The 22,522-nt window shown below is 60.0% G+C and carries 22 protein-coding genes and 1 pseudogene; 17 read left to right on the top strand and 6 right to left on the bottom strand.

All coding sequences use genetic code 11. The features are described 5' to 3' along the window. Positions 1 to 5 precede the first annotated feature (5 nt). The 12 genes from ABR989_RS04510 to ABR989_RS04565 all read left to right on the top strand — a co-directional run bounded on the left by ABR989_RS04510 (position 6) and on the right by ABR989_RS04565 (position 13,483). Positions 6 to 1,193 (top strand): glycosyltransferase family 4 protein, encoded by a 1,188-nt coding sequence (locus ABR989_RS04510; protein WP_428126021.1) that lies wholly within the window; start codon positions 6 to 8, stop codon positions 1,191 to 1,193. Between the two features lie 47 nt (positions 1,194 to 1,240). Then, entirely contained in the window at positions 1,241 to 2,086 is an 846-nt protein-coding gene (locus ABR989_RS04515; RefSeq protein ID WP_428126023.1) for an FkbM family methyltransferase, read from the top strand. 96 nt (positions 2,087 to 2,182) lie between these two features. Further along, positions 2,183 to 2,995, top strand: a complete 813-nt coding sequence (locus tag ABR989_RS04520; RefSeq protein ID WP_428126024.1) for a class I SAM-dependent methyltransferase — start codon at positions 2,183 to 2,185, stop codon at positions 2,993 to 2,995. 142 nt (positions 2,996 to 3,137) lie between these two features. After that, entirely contained in the window at positions 3,138 to 4,208 is a 1,071-nt protein-coding gene (locus tag ABR989_RS04525) for a glycosyltransferase family 4 protein (protein ID WP_428126079.1), read from the top strand. Between the two features lie 300 nt (positions 4,209 to 4,508). Continuing rightward, positions 4,509 to 5,579, top strand: a complete 1,071-nt coding sequence (locus tag ABR989_RS04530; protein WP_428126026.1) for a glycosyltransferase family 4 protein — start codon at positions 4,509 to 4,511, stop codon at positions 5,577 to 5,579. Further along, positions 5,576 to 6,958 (top strand): O-antigen ligase family protein, encoded by a 1,383-nt coding sequence (locus ABR989_RS04535; RefSeq protein WP_428126027.1) that lies wholly within the window; start codon positions 5,576 to 5,578, stop codon positions 6,956 to 6,958. The genes ABR989_RS04530 and ABR989_RS04535 overlap by 4 nt, the downstream gene beginning before the upstream one ends. 115 nt (positions 6,959 to 7,073) lie before the next feature. Then, on the top strand, positions 7,074 to 7,913 hold the full coding sequence (locus ABR989_RS04540; protein ID WP_428126028.1) for a WecB/TagA/CpsF family glycosyltransferase: 840 nt from the start codon (positions 7,074 to 7,076) through the stop codon (positions 7,911 to 7,913). A gap of 82 nt (positions 7,914 to 7,995) precedes the next feature. Further along, entirely contained in the window at positions 7,996 to 8,988 is a 993-nt protein-coding gene (locus ABR989_RS04545) for an NAD-dependent epimerase/dehydratase family protein (protein ID WP_428126029.1), read from the top strand. 60 nt (positions 8,989 to 9,048) lie between these two features. Next, positions 9,049 to 10,902, top strand: coding sequence for a hypothetical protein (locus ABR989_RS04550; RefSeq protein WP_428126031.1), 1,854 nt, complete (start codon positions 9,049 to 9,051; stop codon positions 10,900 to 10,902). A 481-nt stretch (positions 10,903 to 11,383) separates the two neighbouring features. Further along, positions 11,384 to 12,493: an MBL fold metallo-hydrolase gene (locus ABR989_RS04555; protein WP_428126032.1), complete on the top strand. Its 1,110-nt coding sequence runs from the start codon at positions 11,384 to 11,386 to the stop codon at positions 12,491 to 12,493. A 212-nt stretch (positions 12,494 to 12,705) separates the two neighbouring features. After that, positions 12,706 to 13,134, top strand: a complete 429-nt coding sequence (locus tag ABR989_RS04560; RefSeq protein WP_428126034.1) for a hypothetical protein — start codon at positions 12,706 to 12,708, stop codon at positions 13,132 to 13,134. A gap of 94 nt (positions 13,135 to 13,228) precedes the next feature. After that, the gene (locus tag ABR989_RS04565) at positions 13,229 to 13,483 is read left to right on the top strand and encodes a phospholipase D-like domain-containing protein (protein ID WP_428126035.1); all 255 of its coding nucleotides are present in this window, start codon (positions 13,229 to 13,231) and stop codon (positions 13,481 to 13,483) included. A gap of 112 nt (positions 13,484 to 13,595) precedes the next feature. Here ABR989_RS04565 and ABR989_RS04570 read toward each other — a convergent pair whose 3' ends face one another. Beyond that, positions 13,596 to 15,566: a beta-L-arabinofuranosidase domain-containing protein gene (locus tag ABR989_RS04570; protein ID WP_428126036.1), complete on the bottom strand. Its 1,971-nt coding sequence runs from the start codon at positions 15,564 to 15,566 to the stop codon at positions 13,596 to 13,598. A 207-nt stretch (positions 15,567 to 15,773) separates the two neighbouring features. Here ABR989_RS04570 and ABR989_RS04575 point away from each other — a divergent pair, with 207 nt between their 5' ends. From ABR989_RS04575 to ABR989_RS04585, 3 genes and pseudogenes are all read left to right on the top strand, one after another. Then, on the top strand, positions 15,774 to 16,658 hold the full coding sequence (locus tag ABR989_RS04575; RefSeq protein ID WP_428126037.1) for a hypothetical protein: 885 nt from the start codon (positions 15,774 to 15,776) through the stop codon (positions 16,656 to 16,658). A gap of 37 nt (positions 16,659 to 16,695) precedes the next feature. Beyond that, positions 16,696 to 16,821, top strand: a complete 126-nt coding sequence (locus ABR989_RS04580; protein ID WP_428126039.1) for a hypothetical protein — start codon at positions 16,696 to 16,698, stop codon at positions 16,819 to 16,821. A gap of 4 nt (positions 16,822 to 16,825) precedes the next feature. Then, positions 16,826 to 17,029, top strand: a pseudogene (locus tag ABR989_RS04585) (SDR family NAD(P)-dependent oxidoreductase); the annotation flags it as partial. Positions 17,030 to 17,244: 215 nt separating this feature from the next. Here the strand turns inward: ABR989_RS04585 and ABR989_RS04590 are convergent. From ABR989_RS04590 to ABR989_RS04610, 5 genes are all read right to left on the bottom strand, one after another. After that, positions 17,245 to 17,721, bottom strand: coding sequence for a hypothetical protein (locus ABR989_RS04590; RefSeq protein ID WP_428126082.1), 477 nt, complete (start codon positions 17,719 to 17,721; stop codon positions 17,245 to 17,247). 242 nt (positions 17,722 to 17,963) lie between these two features. Further along, on the bottom strand, positions 17,964 to 19,319 hold the full coding sequence (locus ABR989_RS04595; protein ID WP_428126041.1) for a hypothetical protein: 1,356 nt from the start codon (positions 19,317 to 19,319) through the stop codon (positions 17,964 to 17,966). A 31-nt stretch (positions 19,320 to 19,350) separates the two neighbouring features. Beyond that, the gene (locus ABR989_RS04600; protein WP_428126042.1) at positions 19,351 to 19,644 is read right to left on the bottom strand and encodes a hypothetical protein; all 294 of its coding nucleotides are present in this window, start codon (positions 19,642 to 19,644) and stop codon (positions 19,351 to 19,353) included. A 17-nt stretch (positions 19,645 to 19,661) separates the two neighbouring features. Then, entirely contained in the window at positions 19,662 to 20,018 is a 357-nt protein-coding gene (locus ABR989_RS04605) for a ferredoxin family protein (protein WP_428126043.1), read from the bottom strand. Positions 20,019 to 20,050: 32 nt separating this feature from the next. Further along, positions 20,051 to 21,376 carry an FAD-dependent oxidoreductase gene (locus ABR989_RS04610; RefSeq protein ID WP_428126045.1) on the bottom strand — a complete coding sequence of 442 codons (1,326 nt, stop codon included), beginning with the start codon at positions 21,374 to 21,376 and terminating at the stop codon, positions 20,051 to 20,053. 88 nt (positions 21,377 to 21,464) lie between these two features. Between ABR989_RS04610 and ABR989_RS04615 the strand changes: the two genes are divergently transcribed. Beyond that, positions 21,465 to 21,626: a hypothetical protein gene (locus ABR989_RS04615; protein WP_428126046.1), complete on the top strand. Its 162-nt coding sequence runs from the start codon at positions 21,465 to 21,467 to the stop codon at positions 21,624 to 21,626. Between the two features lie 15 nt (positions 21,627 to 21,641). Beyond that, positions 21,642 to 22,514, top strand: a complete 873-nt coding sequence (locus ABR989_RS04620; RefSeq protein ID WP_428126047.1) for an alpha/beta fold hydrolase — start codon at positions 21,642 to 21,644, stop codon at positions 22,512 to 22,514. Positions 22,515 to 22,522 lie beyond the last annotated feature (8 nt).

Consider the following 22,522-nt stretch of genomic DNA (forward strand, 5'->3'; position numbering starts at 1 on the left):
GGCAATTGAACAGACGTGTGGCGATTTTCTGTTTCTACGAGGCCTATCCGCCGGCGAGTGGCGCCGCGAGCGTCAGCTATAACCTCGCGAAATTCATCAGCGACTCCAGCGTGCTGGTACAGCTCGGCCGCCACGACGGGCGCTTCGTTACCGCAGATGGCGTGGAGGTTGTGACGCTGGCAGGCGCGTCCGAATCACGCCGCGAAAGACTCATTCGGCTTCCGGGCTTCGTCAATCGTATGGTCGCGGAAATCCGCGGGGCGAAACCGGATGTGGTGATTCTCGAAGGCGCCTCGTGGGCGTTTTATCATTGGATGCTGCTGCGGCGAATCCGGCGCGCGATTCCGCAAACCAGAGTCGTTTACCATTCCCACAACGTCGAGTATCTTCTGCGCTCGATGCGCAACGGCCGGACCGTCGCGCTCCTGACACGCCTCGCCGAGAGGCAGGTTGTTCGCGATGCCGACCTGGTCACCGCAGTTTCGGAAGTCGATCAGTCGCATTTTGCCCGGCTCTATGGCGTAACGCCGATACTGCTGCCCAACGGTGTCGACACCAAACGATTTGTACCGCTCGATCGCCAAACAATCGCGAGCCTGCGGGCGAAATACGGGATCGACAGCCAGACGCTGCTCTTCGCCGGATTTTATGCCTACGGTCCTAATCGCGAGGCCATCGATTTCCTGGTCACGTCTGTGATGCCGGCGCTGCGGCAGAGGCACCCGTCGGCGACGCTGGCGCTGACCGGCGGCGGCGCTCCGTACTGCGAGCCGTGGATCAGGAATGCCGGGGCGGTTCCCTATGAGGACTTTGCGGGCTTCGTTGGAGCATGCGGCGTCGCGGTCGCGCCGATTTTCTCGGGCTCTGGGACGAGGCTCAAGATCCTCGAAGCGATGGCCGCGGGCATACCGGTCGTGGCTACGGAGAAAGCCGCCGAGGGCCTTTCGCTCAAACATGGCGAAGATATTCTTTTCGCCCGCGACCGGGACGAATTCGTCCGGCGCATTTCGGAACTGTTCGATAATCCCGATTTTGTCGCCCGCCTGCGCGAGCGGGGGCGCCTCAAGGTCGCCTCGAAATTCACATGGGACAGCATCGCGCGCAAGTTCCAGGACGACATACTTATGGCTGGCGGGGCTGCTGACCAAGGCGCCGGCCTTCAAGCCATGCGCGCAGCGGACTTTAACCGGTGAAAGTGCCGGGCTGCGCGTCTCCGCGGCAGCGGATTTGACGGGAATGTATGGAACCTTCAATAGCCGGAATCAATCGCCTGCTCAAAAACCTGCTATTTTTACTAGGTGAGTGTCGAGGAGTCAGGAGCAAAGCTCGTTTCTGTCGCTATGCCGGGACATTGACTTTAGCAAAGCTGTCAAGCGCCTTGGGGTCGCGGAACGGACAAATCAGTGTTGACGACCCGGAGTTATTCCTGAGACTGAAGCACGGCGACGTGTGGTTTGAATCGTCGCCTGGATTGGGAGAGTTGTGGCCTTACATAGAAGTTTACTCGGGACGTGAGTATGACAGCGAGAGAATTCGGTTTGAGCCGCAAGACGTTATTCTGGATTTGGGCGCCAATATAGGTATTTTCGCAATCCGCTATGGCAAGGAGTTCCCAACCGTTCCTATACATTGTTTTGAGCCCAACCCCAGAGTTTATAAGAGGCTGGTGCGCAATCTCGAGGCGAATGGCCTCATCAATGCGGTCGCGGTCAATGCGGCGGCGGCCGAATGCGCCGGAATGCGCCCGTTTTTCATAGGACGGAGCACGGTCGCGGGAAGCCTCATTGAGGGCGGGGCGCTTCCGCCAGCCTTTTATATTGAGGTGATAGATCTTGACACTTACTGCAAAGCGCATTCGATCACATCGATCGGTCTGCTCAAGATCGATGTCGAAGGCGCGGAAGTCGCGGTGCTCGAAGGTGCGCAATGCGCACTGAAGAGCGCAAAATATGTAATCGTCGAGTGTCATTCTCCCGCTCTGGAAAGTTCGGTCAGGACCGTAATGGCTGGGTACAACTTCGAAGCAACAGTGAAGCGAGAGTTCATGTATGGCACATGCGTGCTTCACTTTGCGCGTCCCGCCTGAGGAAGCGCCATGTTTGCGGACTGGCTTTCAATCCCAAGCGCGTATCTACGCTCACGTGCGAGCTTGGCGTATGCGGCCAAGAGAAACGGACCCGGCATGGAGTTTGCCCAGTTCGGCAAAGTCCTGGCGCGTCGTATGATTGCCAGAGGTAATTTTCGCGTTGGACTCACCTATCTGCTGACCCCGGTAAATATTGTTAGATATTTCGAATTTCCATTTGCTCTGTCATGCTTGGCCGAAGGACTGGGCGACTGCCTAGATGTAGCGTCGCCGAGGCTTTTTAGCCTGTTCGCGGCACGGAAACATCCAACTGCTTCGATTCGCGTAATTAACCCTGACCCCAGAGACCTATCTTGCACGGCGCGGGCCGCAAAGAGCCTGCGGCTGAACAACATATTCACGGAGTGTGTGGCAGTAGAGCGCTTGAAATATACTGCCTGCCAATATCAGTCGATTTGGTCGATCTCGGTTGTTGAACACATTGCCGGCGAAACCGCGGATACCGACGCCATGTGCACGCTTTACAAGGCTCTGGAGCCCGGCGGTCGGCTAATAGTAACCGTTCCCGTGGATCGCAAGTTTTGGCTGGAGTACCGCCGGACAGATCTCTATGGCACTCAGGGCACTGCTCGGGACGGGCAGTTTTTCTTTGCACGGCACTACGATCGAGCCGCGGTCTTTCAGCGGCTCGTTGACCCCTTGGGGGTACAAGCAAGCGTCATACGGTGGTTCGGAGAAAAGACTCCTGGCCGTTTCGCAAGCCACGACCGCAGGTGGCAAACGCAGGGGTTCCGATGCACAGCCGATGACGCGAGGGAAATCGTTGACAACTATACAGAATTCGCCGATTGGAGTCTTATGCCAGGTCAGGGTGTATGCGGTCTTATGATCGAAAAGGTCAGCAACTGAACTATCGTTGTTTCTGTGCGAGACGACCAATCGAGCTGAAAGACCTATTGGCGCACTTTGTGTAGGTTACTGGATGCGGAGCGAACAGGTCAGAGACCGCGATGAATGCCGTATCGGAATCGACGGGCGAGCCTTTATGGGTATGCCTACAGGGGTGGGGCGCTACGTTATCGAGCTTTGCAGACATTTGGACCACTTGCTTCCGAAGGCGCGCTTCTTTGTCTACGCTCCGTGCGCGTTAAGCTTGCCGGTTTGCTCGGAGAGATGGTCAGCGAGGATCGACCAATCCTGGATGGCTCGTAATTTAAACCGCGGACTGTGGCTGACCTCGCGCGCCGGCAGCCTTTGCCGTTGCGATAGCCTGGATGTCTTTTGGGGCGCCGTCACGCTACTGCCGGCGCTTGGACCGAGGGTCAGGGCTGTGAGTACGGTTCACGACCTCAATCACAAGATAGTGCCGTCCACTATGCGGGCGCGCGACCTTTGGGGCCGAAGGTTGCTGTTCAGCCAATCCTTGGCACGCGCCAATGAAATCCTCACGAATTCTCGCGGTACTGCGGCGAAGCTTCACTCTGCATACGGATTTACCGCCGCCGCGGTGGTCCGGCCCGGGGTTTCTGAGGAATTCACACCGCAGCCTCGCGACAAAGTGGAAGCTTGTCTCAACAAGTACAGATTGAAGACCTCGTACTTACTTGCGGTCGGGACACGTGAGCCGCGAAAGAATTTCGAGCTCCTGGTCGAATCGTTCTTGAAAATGAAGGCGGAAGGCCTTATACGTGCGCACACGCTGGTTCTGGCCGGCAGCAGGGGATGGAAGGACAGGAGACTATGCGGGCTTCTAGAGCGTGGCGCATCGTACGGCGTGATTGTGCTCGACTATGTCGATCAGGGAGACCTGCCTGCACTTTATACGGGTGCCGATGCTCTGATTTGCCCGTCCCTCTATGAAGGATTTGGAATGCCGGTGTTGGAGGCGCGGGCGTGCGGTACCCGGGTGGTCGCAAGCGACATCCCGGAGCTGCGCGAAGCCGGCGGCGATGAGACTATTTACATAACTCCAAATGACGCCGGGATCCGTGAAGGTATTCTGGCCGTGCTAAACGACGGCGCCGCAGCAAAGGCTCGCGCGGACAGGCTGGCCACATGGGAAGACGGGGCCGAAGTGCTGGCGAAGGTATTGACCGGAGGGATAGATTGCAATGCTCGCTGATACGCAACGGCTTGCGCGTCAATTCACATTCAGCAAACTCGGTCTTTTAAAATGAGGCAGCTGAAAGTGTTGATCGCAGCATACGCCTGCGATCCCTATATCGGTTCCGAGAAGGCCGTGGGCTGGTCTTGGCCAACCGCTATCGCAAGGAATCATGACGTCTGGGTAATTACGGCAGAATGGCAGCGGGAAAGCATAGAGCGGTTCATTGCATGCGCTCCCACAACGTACTCGAATATTCATTTCGCGTATGTGACTGCGAAACCATGGCATTACAGTGATGCGAACCGGTTCTGGCGCATGTGCGAAGGTTCCATCCTCAAGCCCTTGATGCATTCCTCCTACAGAATCTGGCAGCGCGATGCGTTGAAGCTGGCCCGCGAGTTACATAAGAAGGTTCAGTTTGACCTCGTGCATCAGCTCACTTTCGTGGGATTCCGCTTCCCCGGCCATCTCTGGAAGCTTGACGTTCCGTTCGTATGGGGCCCGATCGGCGGGCTCGAGAATATGCCGTGGCGGTTGCTGCCCACGATGGGCGCGCAAGGATCTATCTATCACGGCGCACGCAACCTCGTGAACTCGATGCATCGCCGGTTTCTCCGGCTACCGCGCAAGGCCTTCGCCGCCGCTGGTCCGGGAGTGATCGCGGCAACCAGCGGAATTCGCGGCGAAATCCAGCGCTGGTACGGAGTTGAGGCGGAGGTGATCTGCGAGGTCGGACTGCCTCCTCAGACCGGTAATACCTACGCGATGCGGCGAGACGGAGAGCCGCTGCGAATTGCATGGAGCGGGCGTCATATACCGCGCAAGGCATTGCATCTCCTGCTGCGTGCGTTGGCGGACGTACCTGATACCACCGATTGGCGGCTGGACATCTACGGCGACGGCCCGTGCAAACTCAAATGGCAGCGGCTCGCCGCCAGACTTGGAATCGAGTCCCGCTGCACGTGGCGCGGCCAGGTGTCGCGTGCGGAGGCGCTTGCCGGTCTGACATCAACGCATCTGTTTGTAACAACCAGCCTGCAGGACCTTACGTCCACAGTAATCGTGGAGGCATTGGCTAGCGGCGTTCCCGTCATATGCCCGGACCATTGCGGCTTTCCGGATGTTGTAAGTGATAGGTGTGGTATCCGGATTCCGATCCGCAATATACGGGAGTTCAAGGGCCGGCTTAGCCGCAGAATCATTGAAATTGCAGGTGACGAAAACATGAGGCGCCGGCTGGCCGCCGGAGCGCTGCGGCGGGCGCGGGAGTTCTCCTGGGAGGCCAAGGCCGAAGCGATCGATCGCATCTATCAGCGAGTCCTTGCGACGCGTTCCGAGCCGATGGCCGCGCCGGTGCGGCGCAGGATTTCACGCCCGCTCTTATGACAATGCTCGCACGCGGACCAACCGATCGACCTATTCGCAGCGTCGCCGGAATCATGCTCCCGGTCGTTCCTACGCTGTGCTGGCTGGCGCTCTGGGGATCGATTAACACGGGTCCTTGGAATATTGATCTCGACGGCATCCTGAGCGGAGGGTTCGCCGCGTTCCATGGCATCCGCGCAGCGTTCCCGCTCGTGGTCCTGGCGATTTGGATTTTTCATCTGCTGGGCCGGAGCGACACTCGGATGCGCGAGCCGACCCTGCCCGAGTGGTTGTGGTTTTTTTACGCGGCCGTCTGTCTCACCGCGAGCATTGGGGTGGAGAACTGGTTCGAGTGGGGCTATTGGGGGCTCGCATTCATCGCAACGCTGGGCGCGGGCGAAATGTACCTGGCGGAATGCGGCGACGAGATTGCCGGCGCGGCGTCGCTCAACCGCCTGAGTTGGGTCGCGGCCGCCGTGATTCTCGCGATCATCGTTTACCTTGGCCGAGGCCATCTCACAGTGGAGACGTCGGAGGGACTCAGCGGCTATAAGGTGAATACGAGGATGCCGATGGTTGCGGGAATGGCGATGGTGCGTCCGACCGGGATTTCACGCTTCGCGGCTGCGATTGCGATCGTTGCATGCGCAGCGATGTGGCGGACCGAGCGATGGACCCGGGTAGCGTGGATTGCTCTGTTCGCGGGATGCGCCTGGTTAGTGTGGGTGATGCAGTCGCGCGGATCGCTGGCGGCATTCGTGGCGGCACTGGGCGTTGTGCTGCTGCTGCTGCGAGGACGCGCACGCACGATCGGTATTCTGGCGCTGGCGCTGACCGCCGGCGCAGTCGGCTTGGATTTCGTGTCGCACGAAACGCTGCACCACATTTGGCGCCACGCGACGCGCAACGACAATTATATCATGCGGATGACCGGGCGGACCGATATTTTCTACAATGCCTGGCAGGCCATCCTGCGCGCGCCGATCATCGGCTACGGGCCGCGGGCGGACCGGCGGATCATCTTTGGGGATGCGCAGAACGGGGTCCTCTATTCGTTGCTGTGCGGAGGATTTCTAGGCGGCGGCGCCTGGACGCTGGGGTTTGCCATCGCCCTCGTGTATCTTGCGCGCGCGGCATGGCGGCCGGATATCGTGTTCGCGGGTGATTCGACGATGTTCGCGCAGGTCGCTGGTCTGATGGTCTTCTTCACGCTCCGGACCATTCCCGAGAATACCTCTGCAGTGTTCAGCGTCGACCTGATGCTGCAGCTGCCGGCCATAGTTTATCTCGGAGCATTGATTCGCGCCGCCAATCTTCGAAATGCCAGTGAGAGAGTGGAGACTTTTGCAACGATCCGCGGCGACCCAACGGTTGCATTCGATGCGCGGGCCTACCGCTGACGATTCGGGTCCGAAGTTTTCAACGAAGCTTCACGCGCTCAGCGCGTCGATAAAAATCCTGTTTTCAGTCCTCACGCCGACAGACTCCCCCATCGTGTCACGGAACTGAAGCTGCATGAGTTCCATCGCCAACAACGAAACGTCCCGAGCCGAGTGCCAGGAGCGACCCGCATCGATTGCAATCCTGGGATGCTCGGTTTCCAGGGTGACGATCGATGAGGCACTGAATCGCATCGAGCGCTGGATCGAGCTGCGCGAGGGGCGGTGCCGGTTCGTCGTCGCCACGGGGTTTCACGGAATCTGGGAGGCGCACAGGAACCCCCGGCTGCGCGACGTGCTCAACTCTGCGGATCTCTTCTGCCCTGATGGGATCGCCCCGGTCTGGATATCGCGCCTGCGCGGATCGCCGCTCCCGGGCCGCGTTTCGGGGCCCGATCTGCTGGCGGCCTTTGCCGCGCGCGCCAGTCGGACAGGTTACCGGAGCTTTTTCTATGGCGACACCGAGGAGACGCTCGTCGCGCTCAGGGAACGATTCGAGCGGCGGCATCCCGGCCATCGCGTGGTCGGGACCCTGTCGCCGCCCTTTCGAAAGTTGGAACTCGAAGAAGAGCGGGCGATGGTGAAGCAGATTAACGAAGCGCGTCCGGACGTGCTGTGGGTCGGCCTCGGCCTGCCCAAACAGGAGTGGTGGATTCATCGCAACCTGGACGCGCTCCGGGTGCCGGTGGTTGTCGGGGTGGGAGCAGCGTTCCGCCTTGTCAGCGGACAGGTGAAACGCGCACCCGCATGGGTTGGCGACGCCGGTCTCGAGTGGCTGTGGCGGCTTGCGATGGAGCCGGCTAAGTTGTGGCGGCGCGATCTGGTCGACGGCCCCCGCTTTCTCTACCGTGCGCTCGCCGAGACGCTGCAGATTCGCGTGAGGCAGGCTGTCGCCGCCCGGCACCCGAACCGTTGAGCGGACGCATGACTGGCGTCGATGGCGCTTGATAGAATCTCAGCTCACGCGACGTGAGCCTAAAATCAAACCTGGTGACACTATGACGACAAAAGTTCTCGTTACCGGAGCGGGTGGATTCATCGGGAGCCATCTCGCCAGCAGTCTCAAACGCGATGGATACTGGGTCCGCGGCGTGGACATCAAGGAACCGGAATTCCGTCCATCGGACTGCGACGAATTCCTGCTCCTGGATCTTCGCAACTGGGAGAATTGCGCTGCGGCGACACGTGACATCGACGAGGTCTATGCGCTCGCCGCGGACATGGGCGGGATGGGTTTCATCTCCTCCCATCACTCGCAAATCCTCTACAACAACGCGATGATCAACTTCCAGACCCTGGAGGCTGCTCATCGCAACGGCGTACGCCGCTATTTGTACAGCTCGTCAGCCTGCGTCTATCCCGAATTCAAGCAGACCGAAACCGACGTTGTGCCTCTTAAGGAGGAAGACGCCTACCCCGCACAGCCGCAGGACGCCTACGGGTGGGAGAAGCTGATCACCGAGCGATTGTGCAACCACTATCGCGAGGACTACGGAATCGAGACGCGGATCGTCCGCTTCCATAATATCTTCGGCCCCTACGGCACCTGGGAGGGCGGGCGCGAGAAGGCGCCGGCTGCATTGTGCCGCAAAGTGGCGCACGCAAAGCTGATTGGAAATCACGAAATCGAGATCTGGGGCGACGGCGAGCAGACGCGCTCGTTCTGTTATATCGACGACTGTGTCACCGGGATCTGCAAGTTGATGCGATCGGACTACCACGAGCCACTCAATCTTGGTCAGGACCGGATGGTTACGATAAACGAACTTTCCGAAATTGTAGCGGACATCGCGGGAATCGGGATCAGCCGCAAGCACGTAGTCGGTCCGCAGGGTGTGCGCGGACGCAATTCCGACAACACCAGACTGCGCGAGGTCCTAAACTGGGAGCCGGAGATTTCCCTGGAGGAGGGACTCGCGCGCACTTACGCCTGGATTGAGCAGCAGGTGCGTGAAAAATTCCGGCATGAACGCGTGTCCTCCTCTTCCTGACCGCCACGTTTGGGGGAGTCTGGCGGCTTCCGCGCGAAATTGACATTGGCAAGCTTAACAATGCTCGATCTTCTGACAAATGAGTGGACGACGGCTGCAATCGCGTTCTTGGCGGCGATTATTACGATGCCCGTGGCGACGCGCTTCGGCCGGTGGATGGGCATTACGGCGAAAGTGGCCTCGCCGCTCAGCGACGCGCGAGTTCCTGCCACGGGCGGCATCTCGATTATCGCCTCGATCGTCGTCGCCCTCGTGGTAACCAGCCACCTGGCCGGATGGATTGCGATAGGCGCTGGCGCCATGCTGGTGGTCGGTCTGGTTGACGATGCGCTGGCGCTGAGCCCGGGGCAGAAGTTCTCAGGCCAGCTCGCGATCATCGCGTGGGCGGCGATCTTCGTGTTGCCCCGTTACGCGTTCACCTCCTGGCAATTGCTGGACGTCGGGATCACCATCTTCTGGCTGGTCGCGACGACCAACGCGTTCAACCTTGTGGACGGACTCGACGGCCTGGCGGCGGGGATCGGAATTACGGTCGCAGCCGCGATTGCGACAATCGGCATCGTGCGGGGAGTGCCCGCGGTAACCGCGCCGAGCCTCGCCGTCGCGGGAGCGTTTGGGGGATTTCTTATCTTCAATCTCCCGCCCGCATCGATCATCATGGGCGATGCGGGTGCGCTCCCGCTCGGATACATGCTGGGAGTACTGGCTCTTCAAGGAGGAGCGCTCGCGACGAACTCGCGGCTCACGCTGTGGGTCTTTCCGGTGCTGGTGATGCTGGTGCCATTGCTCGACGCGGGGATCGTGACGGTGGCGCGACTGGCCATGGGGAAGGCTATTTCGAGGCATGGATTGGAGCACGTCCATGATCGGCTGCGCTCGCTCGGAGTGACGGAGTGGCGGACCGTCGCGTCGATCTGGACGGTGGCGACGGTCGCCGCCGGATGCGCGATTGCGGCGAACCTGTTGCCGCATCCGGACGTCGTTACAGCGTTGCCGTTCATCGCGCTCGCGGCGGCGGTGATCGCGCTCTTCATGATCGATTTGACCTTCGACGCGAGACCCCCGAGCGTAGCGTACGGCTATCTTCAGGGGGTCGCACGGTACATTCTTTCTCTCGGCTACAAACGCCGAATTGCAGAGGCGGCGATGGACACCGCGCTGATCAGCGCCGCCTACTTCGGCGCGTGCGCGTTGCGGCTTGATTTCAAGCTCACGCCCGAGGTGCTCGCATCGATGATCCGCGGGCTGCCGTGGGTAATCCTGCTGACGTACCCGGCCTTTCTGCTCGCGGGCGTCTATCGTGGAATCTGGCGCTACGCGGGTCTCTCGGACAGCTTCCGGTTCGCCGGCGGCGCGATAATCGCGGGGATCATGGTGGCGATTGGGTCCGATTTCCTGCCCATCAGGCATTCGGGATCAATTGCGTTGCTGTACGCGCTCCTGCTGGTCAACCTTTTGGTCGCGACGCGGATGTCGTTCCAGGCGCTGCGCAAGCTGATCAGCCGCCTCGCGACCGTCACGGACCGGGTGTTAGTGGTGGGCGCCGGAGAAATCGGAACCGTGGCCGCGGAATTCGTCTTGAAGGCGCGCACGCGCTCGGCCCGTGTTGTTGGATTCGTCGATGGGGATGCATTCAAGCAGGGCAAAATCTTGTACGGAGAGGAAGTGCTTGGCACACCTGAGGACCTCGAGTCCATCCACGCGCGGGTGCCGTTCACCGAGATCATCGTGGCGGACGAAGAGCTCGCTCCCGAGCAGACCGAAAGACTTCACCGCTTTGGGCGGAAGCACGGAATACCGGTGCGGAGATTCTCGATGCAGCTGAACGAGATGCAGGAGCTCGCGCCACGTGAATCTCCCGGCGTGGGCACAGCGCCCGGTGCCATACCGATCGGAGCGGTCCGGCCGATCTGAGTGCGGATGATTCAAGTCTCAAATTAACATCTGGTGCGAGTGTTGATGCTTCGAGATCCATCGAATCGCCCGGAAACACGCTCAGAGTTCACGGCGCGCTTCGTTGTCTCCCGCCACTTTTCCGTCGCACTTCCATTTCCATCCTAGCAGGCTGACCGCACCGCGTTCATCGGTTGAACGCCCCGCCAGCCGTACCGCCTTGCCGTTGTTGATCGCGCGCAGCGAGACGCAAGTACATCGTACGAAAGCGCGGCGCGCCCTCCCCGACCTGGCGGAGCTTTCTTCGCAATCACACCCACGGCATCGCGAGAAGTATCGCGCGCACCACACGTTTATGGGAGTTAAGGTACCAATATCTCATCCGCGCATCGACTCCGACGCTTCGTCACCAAAAGCAGGCGCCTCGCATCTCGACACTTGACAAGCCAGGTTGATTTCACTTTGGGTAGTCGCAGGTAACGATCGGGATTGCTGATTGAAGATGTCACGATTAACAAAAGGACTCGCACTGGGCGGTGCCGGGTTCGCGATATTCGCCGCGCTGGCTTGGTGGATGGCACATGTGCCGGCGGTGCAGGATGCGCTGCTAAGGCGGGTGGTCGAGCGGATTCTCGGCGCGACACGCAATGATCTGCTCAGCGACGACGCACTCCGCGTTGTCCTGTGCGGAACGGGAAATCCGCTTCCCGATCCCAATCGGGCGGATGCGTGCACGGCGGTTTTCGCCGGCGGCAGTATGTATCTCGTGGATACCGGCCCAGGCTCATGGAAGAACCTCGCGCTGTGGCGTCTGCCGGCGCCCAAGCTGGCGGCGGTGATGCTGACGCACTACCACTCGGATCATATCGGCGACCTTGGCGAAATTAACCTGCAGACGTGGGCGCAGGGCCGTGCGAACCCACTGCGCGTCTTCGGGCCGCCGGGGGTCGAACTGGTGGTCGGCGGTTTCGCGCAGGCCTACGCGCTGGACCGCGACTATCGCGTAGCGCATCACGGCGCCGCACTTATGCCGCCGGCCAACTGGACGATGGAACCACACGTGGTGACGGTCGATGCCAAGCCGGGCGCGGCGCCATGCGCGGGTGGCTCGGCGACCGTGCTCGAAGAGAACGGCCTCAAAGTGACCGCCTTTACCGTCAATCATGCGCCGGTCGCGCCCGCGTACGGCTACCGATTCGACTACAAGGGGCGCTCGGTGGTCATCAGCGGCGACACCACCAAATGCGCCAACCTGGTGGCACAGGCGCGCGGCGCCGACGTGCTGATCCACGAAGCCCAGTCGGCGACGATGGTGAAACTTATCGAAGAGGCGGCTAGCCGCCTGGGAAACGCGCGGGTTGCGAAGATCATGTCCGACATCCTCCGCTACCATACGACACCCGAGGACGCGGCCGCCGAGGCGAACGAAGCGGGCGTGCGGCTCCTGGTGCTGAGCCATATCGGGCCGCCGACGCCTAACGCCTTCGTGCGGATGTCATTCATGCGCGGCGTCGCCGCGGTGCGGCCGCGCGGCGTCGTGCTCGGATACGACGGAATGCTGCTTACACTGCCAGCGGGTTCGGACACAATCGATACTTCCAGCGTCAACTAGGAGGCGCGCTGAATTTCGGCGATAAGCGATGAAACAATTGGCTGACAACGTATCCGGAGGTCAGATTGCGGATTTTCCAAAAGCTGTGGATTTCAGACCAATCTAACGGAGAATTTAGGAATTAAGACCGGCTGTCGCTATTCAAAACCGGACACTACCCCCGACGCGTAGTGTCCATCCATCTGGAAAATATCGGGATGAATGATCGGTGATTGAGCCCGAAACAGGATCGGCGGTTCCTCTGGCTGCGCCCTTCCGCTTCCCACGCGTTGACCGTTTTGAAGAGTGGCTGCACGCTCCGGCGCAACTGGAGTCGATGCATCCGCGGCTGCAAGCTCGCGGGCTACTACGTGTTGAAAATTGACGGGCAGGCGAGTTGGTTCATGGAATTTGTGACACCTGTTTCGCCGCGCCGCCTCGCCTCGGCGTTGCTACTGCACCTCATCGAGACGGCGCAAGCAGCCGGCTGTACCCATCTTACATTTTCGGCGCCGCCAAGATGGCGGCACTGGAAGCTCTTGCACGCCGTCGGTTTCTTACCGGTGCCCTCCGAGATCTACGTCTTGCCAACGGGCAAAGAGCCGGAGCTCAGGCAACTCGCCATGTGGCAATGGGTGCCGGGCGAGATGGACGACTTGTGACCACGGTTCCAGAACACCCTGCTAGGAAACAACTGGGAGATTTGATGGCCGAGAGAGACGGACTGGTTAGAAAGCTGATTTGAAAGAGCGGGACATGCGAGACCGTTCTCTCACAAGGAGTTTGTGGCTGCTTCTGGCCGGCATTTTGGCCGCTCAGCTTGCCTCGGCGCCGGCATCGGCCGGGCAAATTGAGGTCTGCTACTCGCCGCCGCTCCCTGGCGGATGCGACCCGCTGGCGACTGTCGTTCAAGCGATCGACGAGGCACGCAAGACGGTTCTCGTCCAGATGTACGCTCACGTCGCGAGAAGTCGCGAGGGCCTTGGGCAACGCGAAGCACCGGGGCATTGACATGCGCGCCGTGGATCGCAGCCAGCTTCAGGAAGATCGAAGCGACACCGCTCAGCCGACGCTAAACTCCAGCGCGCTCATCAATCGGTGGCAGTCGCTTCGTGTCACGTGCTCACTGTGTGACCGGAAACGCCGTTACACGCAATTTCGCCGAACCGTAAGGGATCAATACGACGGTTTCGATCGGTTCGGTGCTCGACGCCGGACTAAACGGAACCGGACCGGCTGAATTATCTACCAACGTCCATCCCGGCAACCGCCGCGCTTTCGCCTTCAGCACTACCGGAGCGCCTTCGGAACTGAACGGATACTGTCCGATAGTGCGCTCCTCCGCTTTAAGTGAATTCTTTGGATGCACCGCGTCGAGCAACAAGGCATAATTCCAAGGCGTTGTCGGCTCGACAGCCCAATCCGGCGCCTGCGCTCGCTCAGTAACCTTGGTCCACCGTTCGCCAATCTTCAACGAGTAAATGAGCGGGCCGCGTTCGACGGCGACTGAGTCGTGGTACCAATGCGATAAGCGAACGTCCATCGGAAACGCGATCTCGACCTTGTCGCCCTGGCGCCATCGCCGCTCAATCCTGTGGAACGTACCAGGCTTGAGCCCGGCGATCGGCTTGCCATTGACCCGGACGCTCGCGGCCGAGGCCCAGCTGGGAATGCGAAGGTCGAGCGGAAACACCGCCGGGCGCCGCGGATTCACTGTCAATCGGATATCTTTGCGGAAGGGGTAGTCAGTTTCCTCCACAATGGTTACTTGCACGCCGCCACGAACCACGCCGGTGACCTCGCTGGGTGCATAAGCGATCGCCGCCAGTCCGTCGTCGTTGGTTGCCATCCACAGACTCGCGGCGAATTTCGGCCATCCTTGATGCATGTTGGCCAGGCAGCAGCCGAAGTTCGGCTCTAAGCCGAAAAGATTGGAGTCCGGCCCGTTGGTGCTCCAGTTCCGCTTCGCGCGCGACACAAGCACCTGGTTGGCCTGTTGGTCATATTGATGCCCCCACATGTCGCTGGTGAAGGTCGCCGGCAGCGAGTTATAGGCAATCTTTTCCAATCTATCGGCGAACGTCGCATCGCCCGTCGCAGCGACAATCTGTTCCAGCGAGAACATCGTCTCCACCACCGAGCAGAGCTCCGTTCCCTGCGATGGATCGAGGCCCGCATAGTGCTCATCGCCACTGTGCACTCCGCTGGGCTGCAGGTGATACTTATCCAGCGTTCGAAACTGGTTATAGAGCCCGTCCAGATCCGCATGATCCTTGGTGATCTGCCACCAGATCGCGCCGGTCTTGAGCCCCTGGGAGTTGTTGACGCCGTGGGTCCGTAGCATGCACTCCTTGCCCGTGTTCTTCTCCTTAAACGCAAAATCCTTGAACTGGTCCGGCCAATAGAATCCCTGGTCGTGCAATTTGCGAATGAGGTTCAGAAGTTTGAGATCGCCATTGCGGTTATAAAGCCATATGAGTGTCAAGGCCTCGTCCTGCCAGCGCCATACGGCCCACTCTCTCAATGGATTCTGGTCGAGCTGTGCGGCCTGGTAGGCGAAGTAGCGTTCCATCAGCGGGATAACCCGCGGGTCGCCGGTCGCCTCCTGGTACTGCGTGAGGGCCTTCAGCATCACAAACTTCGGCCACCAGTCGGTATCCTTCACCGGACCGATCGAGCCATCCGGGCGCTGATTGGACAGCGTCCAGTCGACCCACTTTCTCGCGCGTGCGATGAGGACCGGATCATCGAGCAGATACGCCAACGGAACCAGACCGTCGAGATAGTACGGCCCACGCTCCCAACCCTCACCCGTGCCGCCCAGCCATCCACTTTCCGGCCCGAGGTCCTTCCAGATTTCCTCCACATGTCCGGAGAGACCGTCAGCCTGGATTTGAAGTTGCCGTTTCAGCCAGCCCTGCGGCCGCACGGAGGTGAGAGGCAAGAGCCGGTAAGGAGTAGCCGCCAGCGGAGCCCGGTTTTTCATGCGGGCTGTTGGGCTGCGGGAAGAATCCCCGAAGGGGAGATCAGGAGGATACTGAAGGTACGCTTCATTATTATCGACCGAGGGCCATTCGTCCGGTCTCCGCTCCATAACTATCGCGGCTCGGTAAGTACGCGCAAGATCGAGGCTTGTGGTTCCTCAAAACCTAATCCGCGCGAATTCATTGATGGTTTCGAACGTCTGGCGATAGCCTGCCTTTATGGCGATGCCGACAAGCGAATCATTTCTGGTGGCCCATAGCGGCAACCTCCGTCAGTATCTTTTGCCAAATTCAATGGAATATGGTGCAATTTGACCATGGACAAGCACATAAGCAAGCATCCCGAAACCCAGCATCTCACTGCCGACGTGGTCCATTACCGCGAGTACAAGATTCTGCTGCAACCCGATCGGTTTACGAGCAAACATGGTTTTCTCGAATTTTGGGAAACGGCGTCCAAGACTCTCAAGAAACTCGGTCTTAAAGTAGATGTCGACGAGCACGCATTCGACAGTCAGGTTCGGGAAGTGCTCTTTTATGACACCCCGGAGTTTGACCTCTACAACAACCACTTCATTCTGCGAAAGCGGACCTTTTACGACCAGGGATGGCCCCGTCCCGGCCACGAGCTGGCCTTCAAATACCGCACCCCGGAGCTCAAGAGCGCCGCGGCCGTTGACGTGCGTCCGCAATTGGGTGGACACGATGAGATAAAGTTCAAAGAGGAGTTCTTGCTCGAGCGCGACCGCCTGGGCGGAATGCGCAGCGTTTACTCTCATGGATGCGTGCTTACATCACCCAACATTGAGCTCGAACGCGGTATCGAGGACATTGCCCGCGCTTTTCCGACCCTGAAGCGGATAAACATACGGCCCAGAACCAAAATGGAGCTGGTCAACAACGTAGCGGTCGAGGAGGTGCAAAATACCATGGGCGTGATCCATTTCGGGCACCACTTCAAGGGTAAGACCACAATCGCGATATGGCGGAGCCGGGCGCTGGAAAAATCCCTGTCGGGCGAGTTCGCCTTTCAGTGCAAGTTCGATCGGATCGATGAGGTTAGCAAAGAGTCCCTTGAGCTCTCCGAGGAGTTCTACAAAAGAGTGCAGCTCGATTGCGCGGAATGGATCAAACTTGGCACCACCAAGACCGCGATGGTGTACGGGCTCGGCGATAGTCAGCAACTAAAGAACCGCGAATGAGGACGTCTACGAGGACGCGATCGTCGCGTTCGCTTCCATGGCCGACGCGCTGATTCTCGCGCGTGCGGTCAACGATGAGGAGCTTTCAGATCTGATATTGAAGAGCACGGCCAAGCGAGCGATCAAGCTTGCCAAAGTCCGTGCGGCGGTCCGCCGTTCCTAGAAGCATGGAGGATTGTCAGAGAAATGCCTCGGCGGCGGTGATCGGAGCCGGCGACTACATCGGCGGCGCAATCGCCAAAAAATTCGCGGCCGAGGACTTCACCGTTTTCGCGGGACGCCGCAACGGCGACAAGCTCGCACCGTTGGTCGCGGAGGTTGAGGCAAATGGCGGCAAAATTTTTGCGCGAGCGCTCGACGCGCGCAAGCAACTGTTGCTGAGCCGGAATCTGGGGCAAATCAGGCGGCGAGAGGTTCCTAGCGATGATGCAGACCGCCGCCCTGCGGGATGGCAACGACCCTTCCGATCGCTAGGCTTTTCGGCGCTTTCTGAGTTTTTGGTAGCCACAGGGGCTGAAACCGCCGTTCCGACGCGAAGTCCAACGCATGAAGCGACTAGCTTCAGCAGCGCTCAGTTCTGCCGCGCTCATTTCCGGCCGCTTTTGCTCGAGGGTTGCCATAGTTTCTGCAAGTTTTTGAGGCCATCCTCAAGCGTCTTGCGCAATTCCCTGGTTTGCTTGAGAGCCTCCTCGCCGAGTCCACTCTCGCGAATCGATTGCATGAAGGACTCGTTCGCATTGCGCCACGCCTCGAGCCACGCTTCGATTTGGCTGGCTGGAGCTTTCTGGTCGCTCTTCGACTCCTTTGCGGAGGAGGATGACTGCGCGCGCGCCATCGTCTGGCGAATCCGCCGCTCCCAAATGGCGAAGCCCTGATCGATTGCCGCTACGTAGCCGTCCTTGGCTGCGCGGGCAACTCCGATCCAGTGCTCCATCTGCCGTTCGCCGTCGGGTATGCGGCGCTTAGCGAGATCACCGATCGCGCCACCAATCGTCGAGAGGCCGTCAACATATGCTTGCGTTATGTCGCGCAGCACTTTGCCAATTCCGGTCGAGTCAGCCATCCATCAGCTCCTCTTCGAACACGCAAGAGAGTGGCGATCCAAAAATCCTCTCTTCCTCAGTCACTTCAATCTGTGTCCTTCGCGGAATTCCTTGCGATAAACGGCCTGTTCGGGATCTGCGTGGGAGCCTCCACGACCATCCCAAGCTCGCGATCGGATGCGACGCTCGCATGAGCCCGAGCATACCGAGCGTCGCGCGCCGGCACCGGCTTCATCGGCAGGCTCAGGTCCGCCCGCATCGCTCAGGCGACCTTGCGCATCTTCGCCGCGCCCGCATGCCACTTGCGCATGTGATCCTTGTGGCTCTTCAGATAGGCGGGGCCATCGTAATACTTGTCGTAAAATTCAAGCTCGATGTGCTGCGCCTGGATGTAGACGTAGAGCACCGCCGGCGGAGCGAACGCGGGGAAGGTGCCGAACGTATCCCAGACATAGCGGCAGGTCTCCTTGCAGATCTGGATGGTCTTTTCCGGCGTGTGCGGTACCTGGCGCAGGAAGTCTGCGCGGTTCTTGTACGGCACCGGCTTTTTCGCGAACGGGTTGAAGGTGCCGTTGGGGCCGAACTTCTTCGCCACCACGGCATCGACCGCCGCGTCCATGTCCTTGTAGTAGGGCGGCCGGAAGGTCTCGAACTCGCCGTCGATTCCGATCGGCGCAGGGAAGGCGTCAGGGTTCTTCGGGTTCGACTCGAAGCGAAAGCCGAGTCCGCAGCCTGTCGGTGTACCGCCCATGACCACAAGGCTATTCATTCCGCCGTACAACCATCCGCCCAGGCCCAGCGCCTGCTCGGCCAGCAGTATGTTGTGGCCGATGAACGCGCCCTCGGCGCCGGCAGTGGCAAGCATCATTTGGCTCTCGAACATCGAGAGCGGCACGGGGGTGTTGACCCAGCCCTCGCGAATCCAGCGCTGGTCGATGCAGGGACGCATATTGTTGCGATCATCGATGACATATTGGCCCAGGTCCGCCTGCAACATCACGGCATTGATCATTTCCTCGGTGATGTCGGTCACCGGCATGAACAGAGTGGTGCCGGGCATGTTCGCGTTCCAGAGATTGAATGACATGATCGCGCCGGTATTGCGCGGGATATCGAGCCGGCCGTCGAACAGCTTGACGCGGTTATTGCGCACGAAATCGAGCAGCCGATCGCGATCGCTCTTGGAGGCGACCTCCTGCAAATGCACCGGTTGCACGTCGCGCAACTTCATCAGGTAAACACCCTCGTCATTGGTATAAAAGAGTTCGGTGCCGTGGTTCCCGCACGGGCTCGCCCAGGTGCGCCCCACGTGCTCGACCATCGTATTGCACATCCCGTCCCAGTTCTGGACGCCATCGAGATTGTCCGGGCGCGGCGTGTGCGGCATGTCGGACAGGTTGAGGCCCGAGATACCGGTGCCAGCAGCGATCAGGATCGCTTCCTCGACTTCATCGAGCGGTAGCGGCGGGTGCTGCGACTTGTGCTTGTTGGGGCCCTCCTTGATCTCCATGCCCAAGCCGAAGCGGCGCGAGCGGCGGTTGAAGATTGCGTCGAAGAGCGGGAAGTTGAACGCCTCGTCGACCTGTTCTAGTTCCGACAGTTTGATTTCATCAGCCATGTCAATATCCTCCTGCGCTTGCGAAAGCGATTCACTGCGGCTTCGGTGCCGGCGCGGGCGCGGCGGGTTGCGCGGCGGGCGCAAGGCGTCGGCGGCGATCTTCCTCGACCAGGCCGACTAGATAGCGGAAGGCGAACAGCGCGGCGAAATCGACCACCTTGGCGCTGACCTTCATTGTGCCCAGCATTTCCCGCAGCTCATCGACGCTGAGCATGGTCTTGGCCGACCACACTCCCATCTTGCCGGTCATTACGAGTTCGCCGTCCTCGACCGCGACGTCCTCGATCGTCATATTGAAATTGCCGGCGCGCGATTTAATTCGCATCTTCCAATCTCCTCGCTTCAGCCGTAGCGGTAGGTCATGCCGAATCCGCCACTTGGGTATCGCCACGAGATGTTGTGGAACGGGCAGATGATCCGGCAGGTGCCGCACTCGATGCAGTTGCTCCAGTATATCGTCGTGTGACCGTTCTCTTCGACTTTGTAGTTTTCAACCGGGCATGTCACCGTGCAGGGTTTCTCGATGCATTTGAGGCAGACCCCTTGATCGATGATCTTCAGGTGCGGACTTCCTTCGTCCACCTTTATCACCAGGGTCGCGACTTTGTCATCGCGGCCGAGCAACTTGGGCGGCCCTAGAAAGTTCGCCAACCCGGTAAGCTTCGCAACGCCGGACGGGCTTTTGACTTCCGCTGCCATTGCAACCGTTTCTCCTTCCCCGGTCTTTGCCCTTAGAACATAGCCGCCTTGGCGACATCGAGAAGGTCGAGCCCGAGGCTCATCAGTCCGAGCTCGGCGAGCACGTGGTCCGCGACGGCCAGTTCAAGTGTGCGCTTGGGCACCTGCATCCCGTCATCGGTGGGCGCCACGGAAAACAACTTGCGCGCGAGCCTGGTGAATTCGTAGGGGTATTTGCTGAAGAACTGGGGATGGGTCTCGGCCATCCGCGTCAGCCCCTGATAGCGATCGTAATCCTGCCATGCGAAGCTCTCGCGAAGCCGGCTCGCGTAGGGCTCGAGCGCCTTGGCCGAAAAGTTGCCCGCCTTGTGCGCCTGCAGAATCGTCTCGGCCGCCATCACGCCCGAGGCCATCGCCATGTTGGTGCCCTCGTGGAATAGCGGGTTCGCATTGACCAGCCCGGCGGCGCCGCCGATTACGACAATCCCGTCGCCCACGAAACGCGGCAGATCGTGCGGCGTCATCTCAGGAATCAGATGCGCCGAGTACTCCTCAGGCGTGGTGCCACGCAGGAGACGGCGCACCACCGGATGCATTTTGAATTCGTTCAGCAGCTCGTCGGGCTGGACCCCCAGCGCTTTGAGTGCGCCAAGCGGGATCCCGTAGCCCACGGAAATCGTATCGCGGTTGGTGTAGAGGAAGCCGGCCCCCATTGCGCCCCGCACGGCGCCGCCGCCGAGATACTCGTACGCCGCGCCTTCATCTCCTTCCAGCGAAAAGCGATCCTCAATGACCTCGCGCGGCAGCGAGACCACCTCCTTGACGCCGAGGATCACCGACAGCGGAAGCTCGCCGCGAAGCCCCGCCGACTGCGCGATCAGCGAATTCGCGCCGTCCGCGGCGATCACCACGTTGGCGAGCACCTCGCCACCCTCGCGCCGCGCGCGAACTCCCACCACCCGGCCGTCGCTCACGATTGCCTCGTCGACCACCGTCTGAGTGATCAGCACCGCGCCTGCCTCTTCCGCCTTTCTGGCCAGGTAGCGGTCGAATACCGCGCGCAGGGCCGTGAACGAATGGTTGTAATAAGGAGGCTCGAAATCGAGGAACTTGAACGAGAGCGCAAGCTCATTGCTCTCCGAAAGCATCGAGAAACGCTTTTCGATGACGTGGCGCTCGACGCAGCCTGCTCCCGGAAAGTCCGGGAAGAACTTGCTGAGCACGGTGGTGTACAGCACGCCGCCGAACATCGCCTTTGAGCCCGGGTAGTCGCCGCGCTCGAACATAATCACTTCGAGCCCGCCTTTGGCGAGCAGGTATGCGGCAATCGAAGCGCCAGGCCCGGCTCCAACGATCGCTACGTCACAGCGTTCGGCCATGCGGCCCCCGGCAGTTTGCTAAACGCAACCGGAAATTGCAGAGCACCAAGCGTGTCACGACGATCTAACGCTTAGCGCGGATGAGCCGATGCGCGCAAACAGCGCCGCTGATCGCGGGCTCGGCGCCGGTTCAGCTCTGAATGCCGGGACTCACTCCAGCGCCACGGGGAAATTTGTCCTGAGCTGGTGTCTTCGTGCCTTTGTGGCAAATGTTTTTGAGATTATTGGCGGGGTGATGCCGGTCGAGTAGATCATTGTGCATCACATGCGCCGTTTTTTCATTGTTCTCTTGATGTTCGCTGCGCTCGCTGTCGCGCTGCCCGCTGGCGCGCAACCCATGTGGTTGAGTCTGCCGCCGACACCGGTGCTGCCCGAGCCTGAGGCTAGCGGCATCGCGCCGGTCAACGGCATCCGCTTGTGGTACGCGGAGTTTGGTCACGGTGCGCCGGTCATCATGGTCCATGGCGGCCTGGCGAATTCAGAGTACTGGGGATTGCAGGTGGCCGTCCTCGCCGCGCATTACCGTGTAATCGTTCTGGATAGTCGCGGCCACGGACGCAGCGCAGGAACCGATACGCCAATCGGTTATGATCTGATGTCGTCAGATGTTCTGGCGTTGATGGATTACCTGGATATCCGCAAGGCCGCATTGATCGGATGGAGTGATGGAGCGATTATTGGTCTCGATATCGCGATCCATCATCCGGACCGGCTGACACGACTGTTCGCGTTTGCCGCGAATTCCGATCCATCGGGTGTGAAGGATGTGAGCAAGAGCCCAGTCTTCACTGCCTATATCCAACGCGCAGCGAAGGAGTACACGCGACTCTCGCCGACCCCCACGCGGTTCAAAGCCTTCCTCGCAGACGTTGAGCACATGTGGGCCGCCGAGCCGTACTTTACCGACGATCAATTGCGCAGCATCAAAGTGCCGACGTGGATCGTCGATGGGGATCACGATGAGGCGATCAAGCGCGAGAACACCGATCGCATGGCCGCACTGATTCCCGGCTCCGGCGAGCTAATCCTCCCGGGAGTGAGTCATTTCGCGTTTCTTCAGGATCCAGTCATGTTCAATGAGTCGCTGCTGCACTTCCTCTCGGCCGAAGACTGTGCCTACTTAAAACCTAAACCCTGACGTATTGA

This window comes from Binatus soli (SeqCode) (assembly GCF_050015535.1).
Lineage (GTDB): Bacteria > Desulfobacterota > Binatia > Binatales > Binataceae > Binatus > Binatus soli.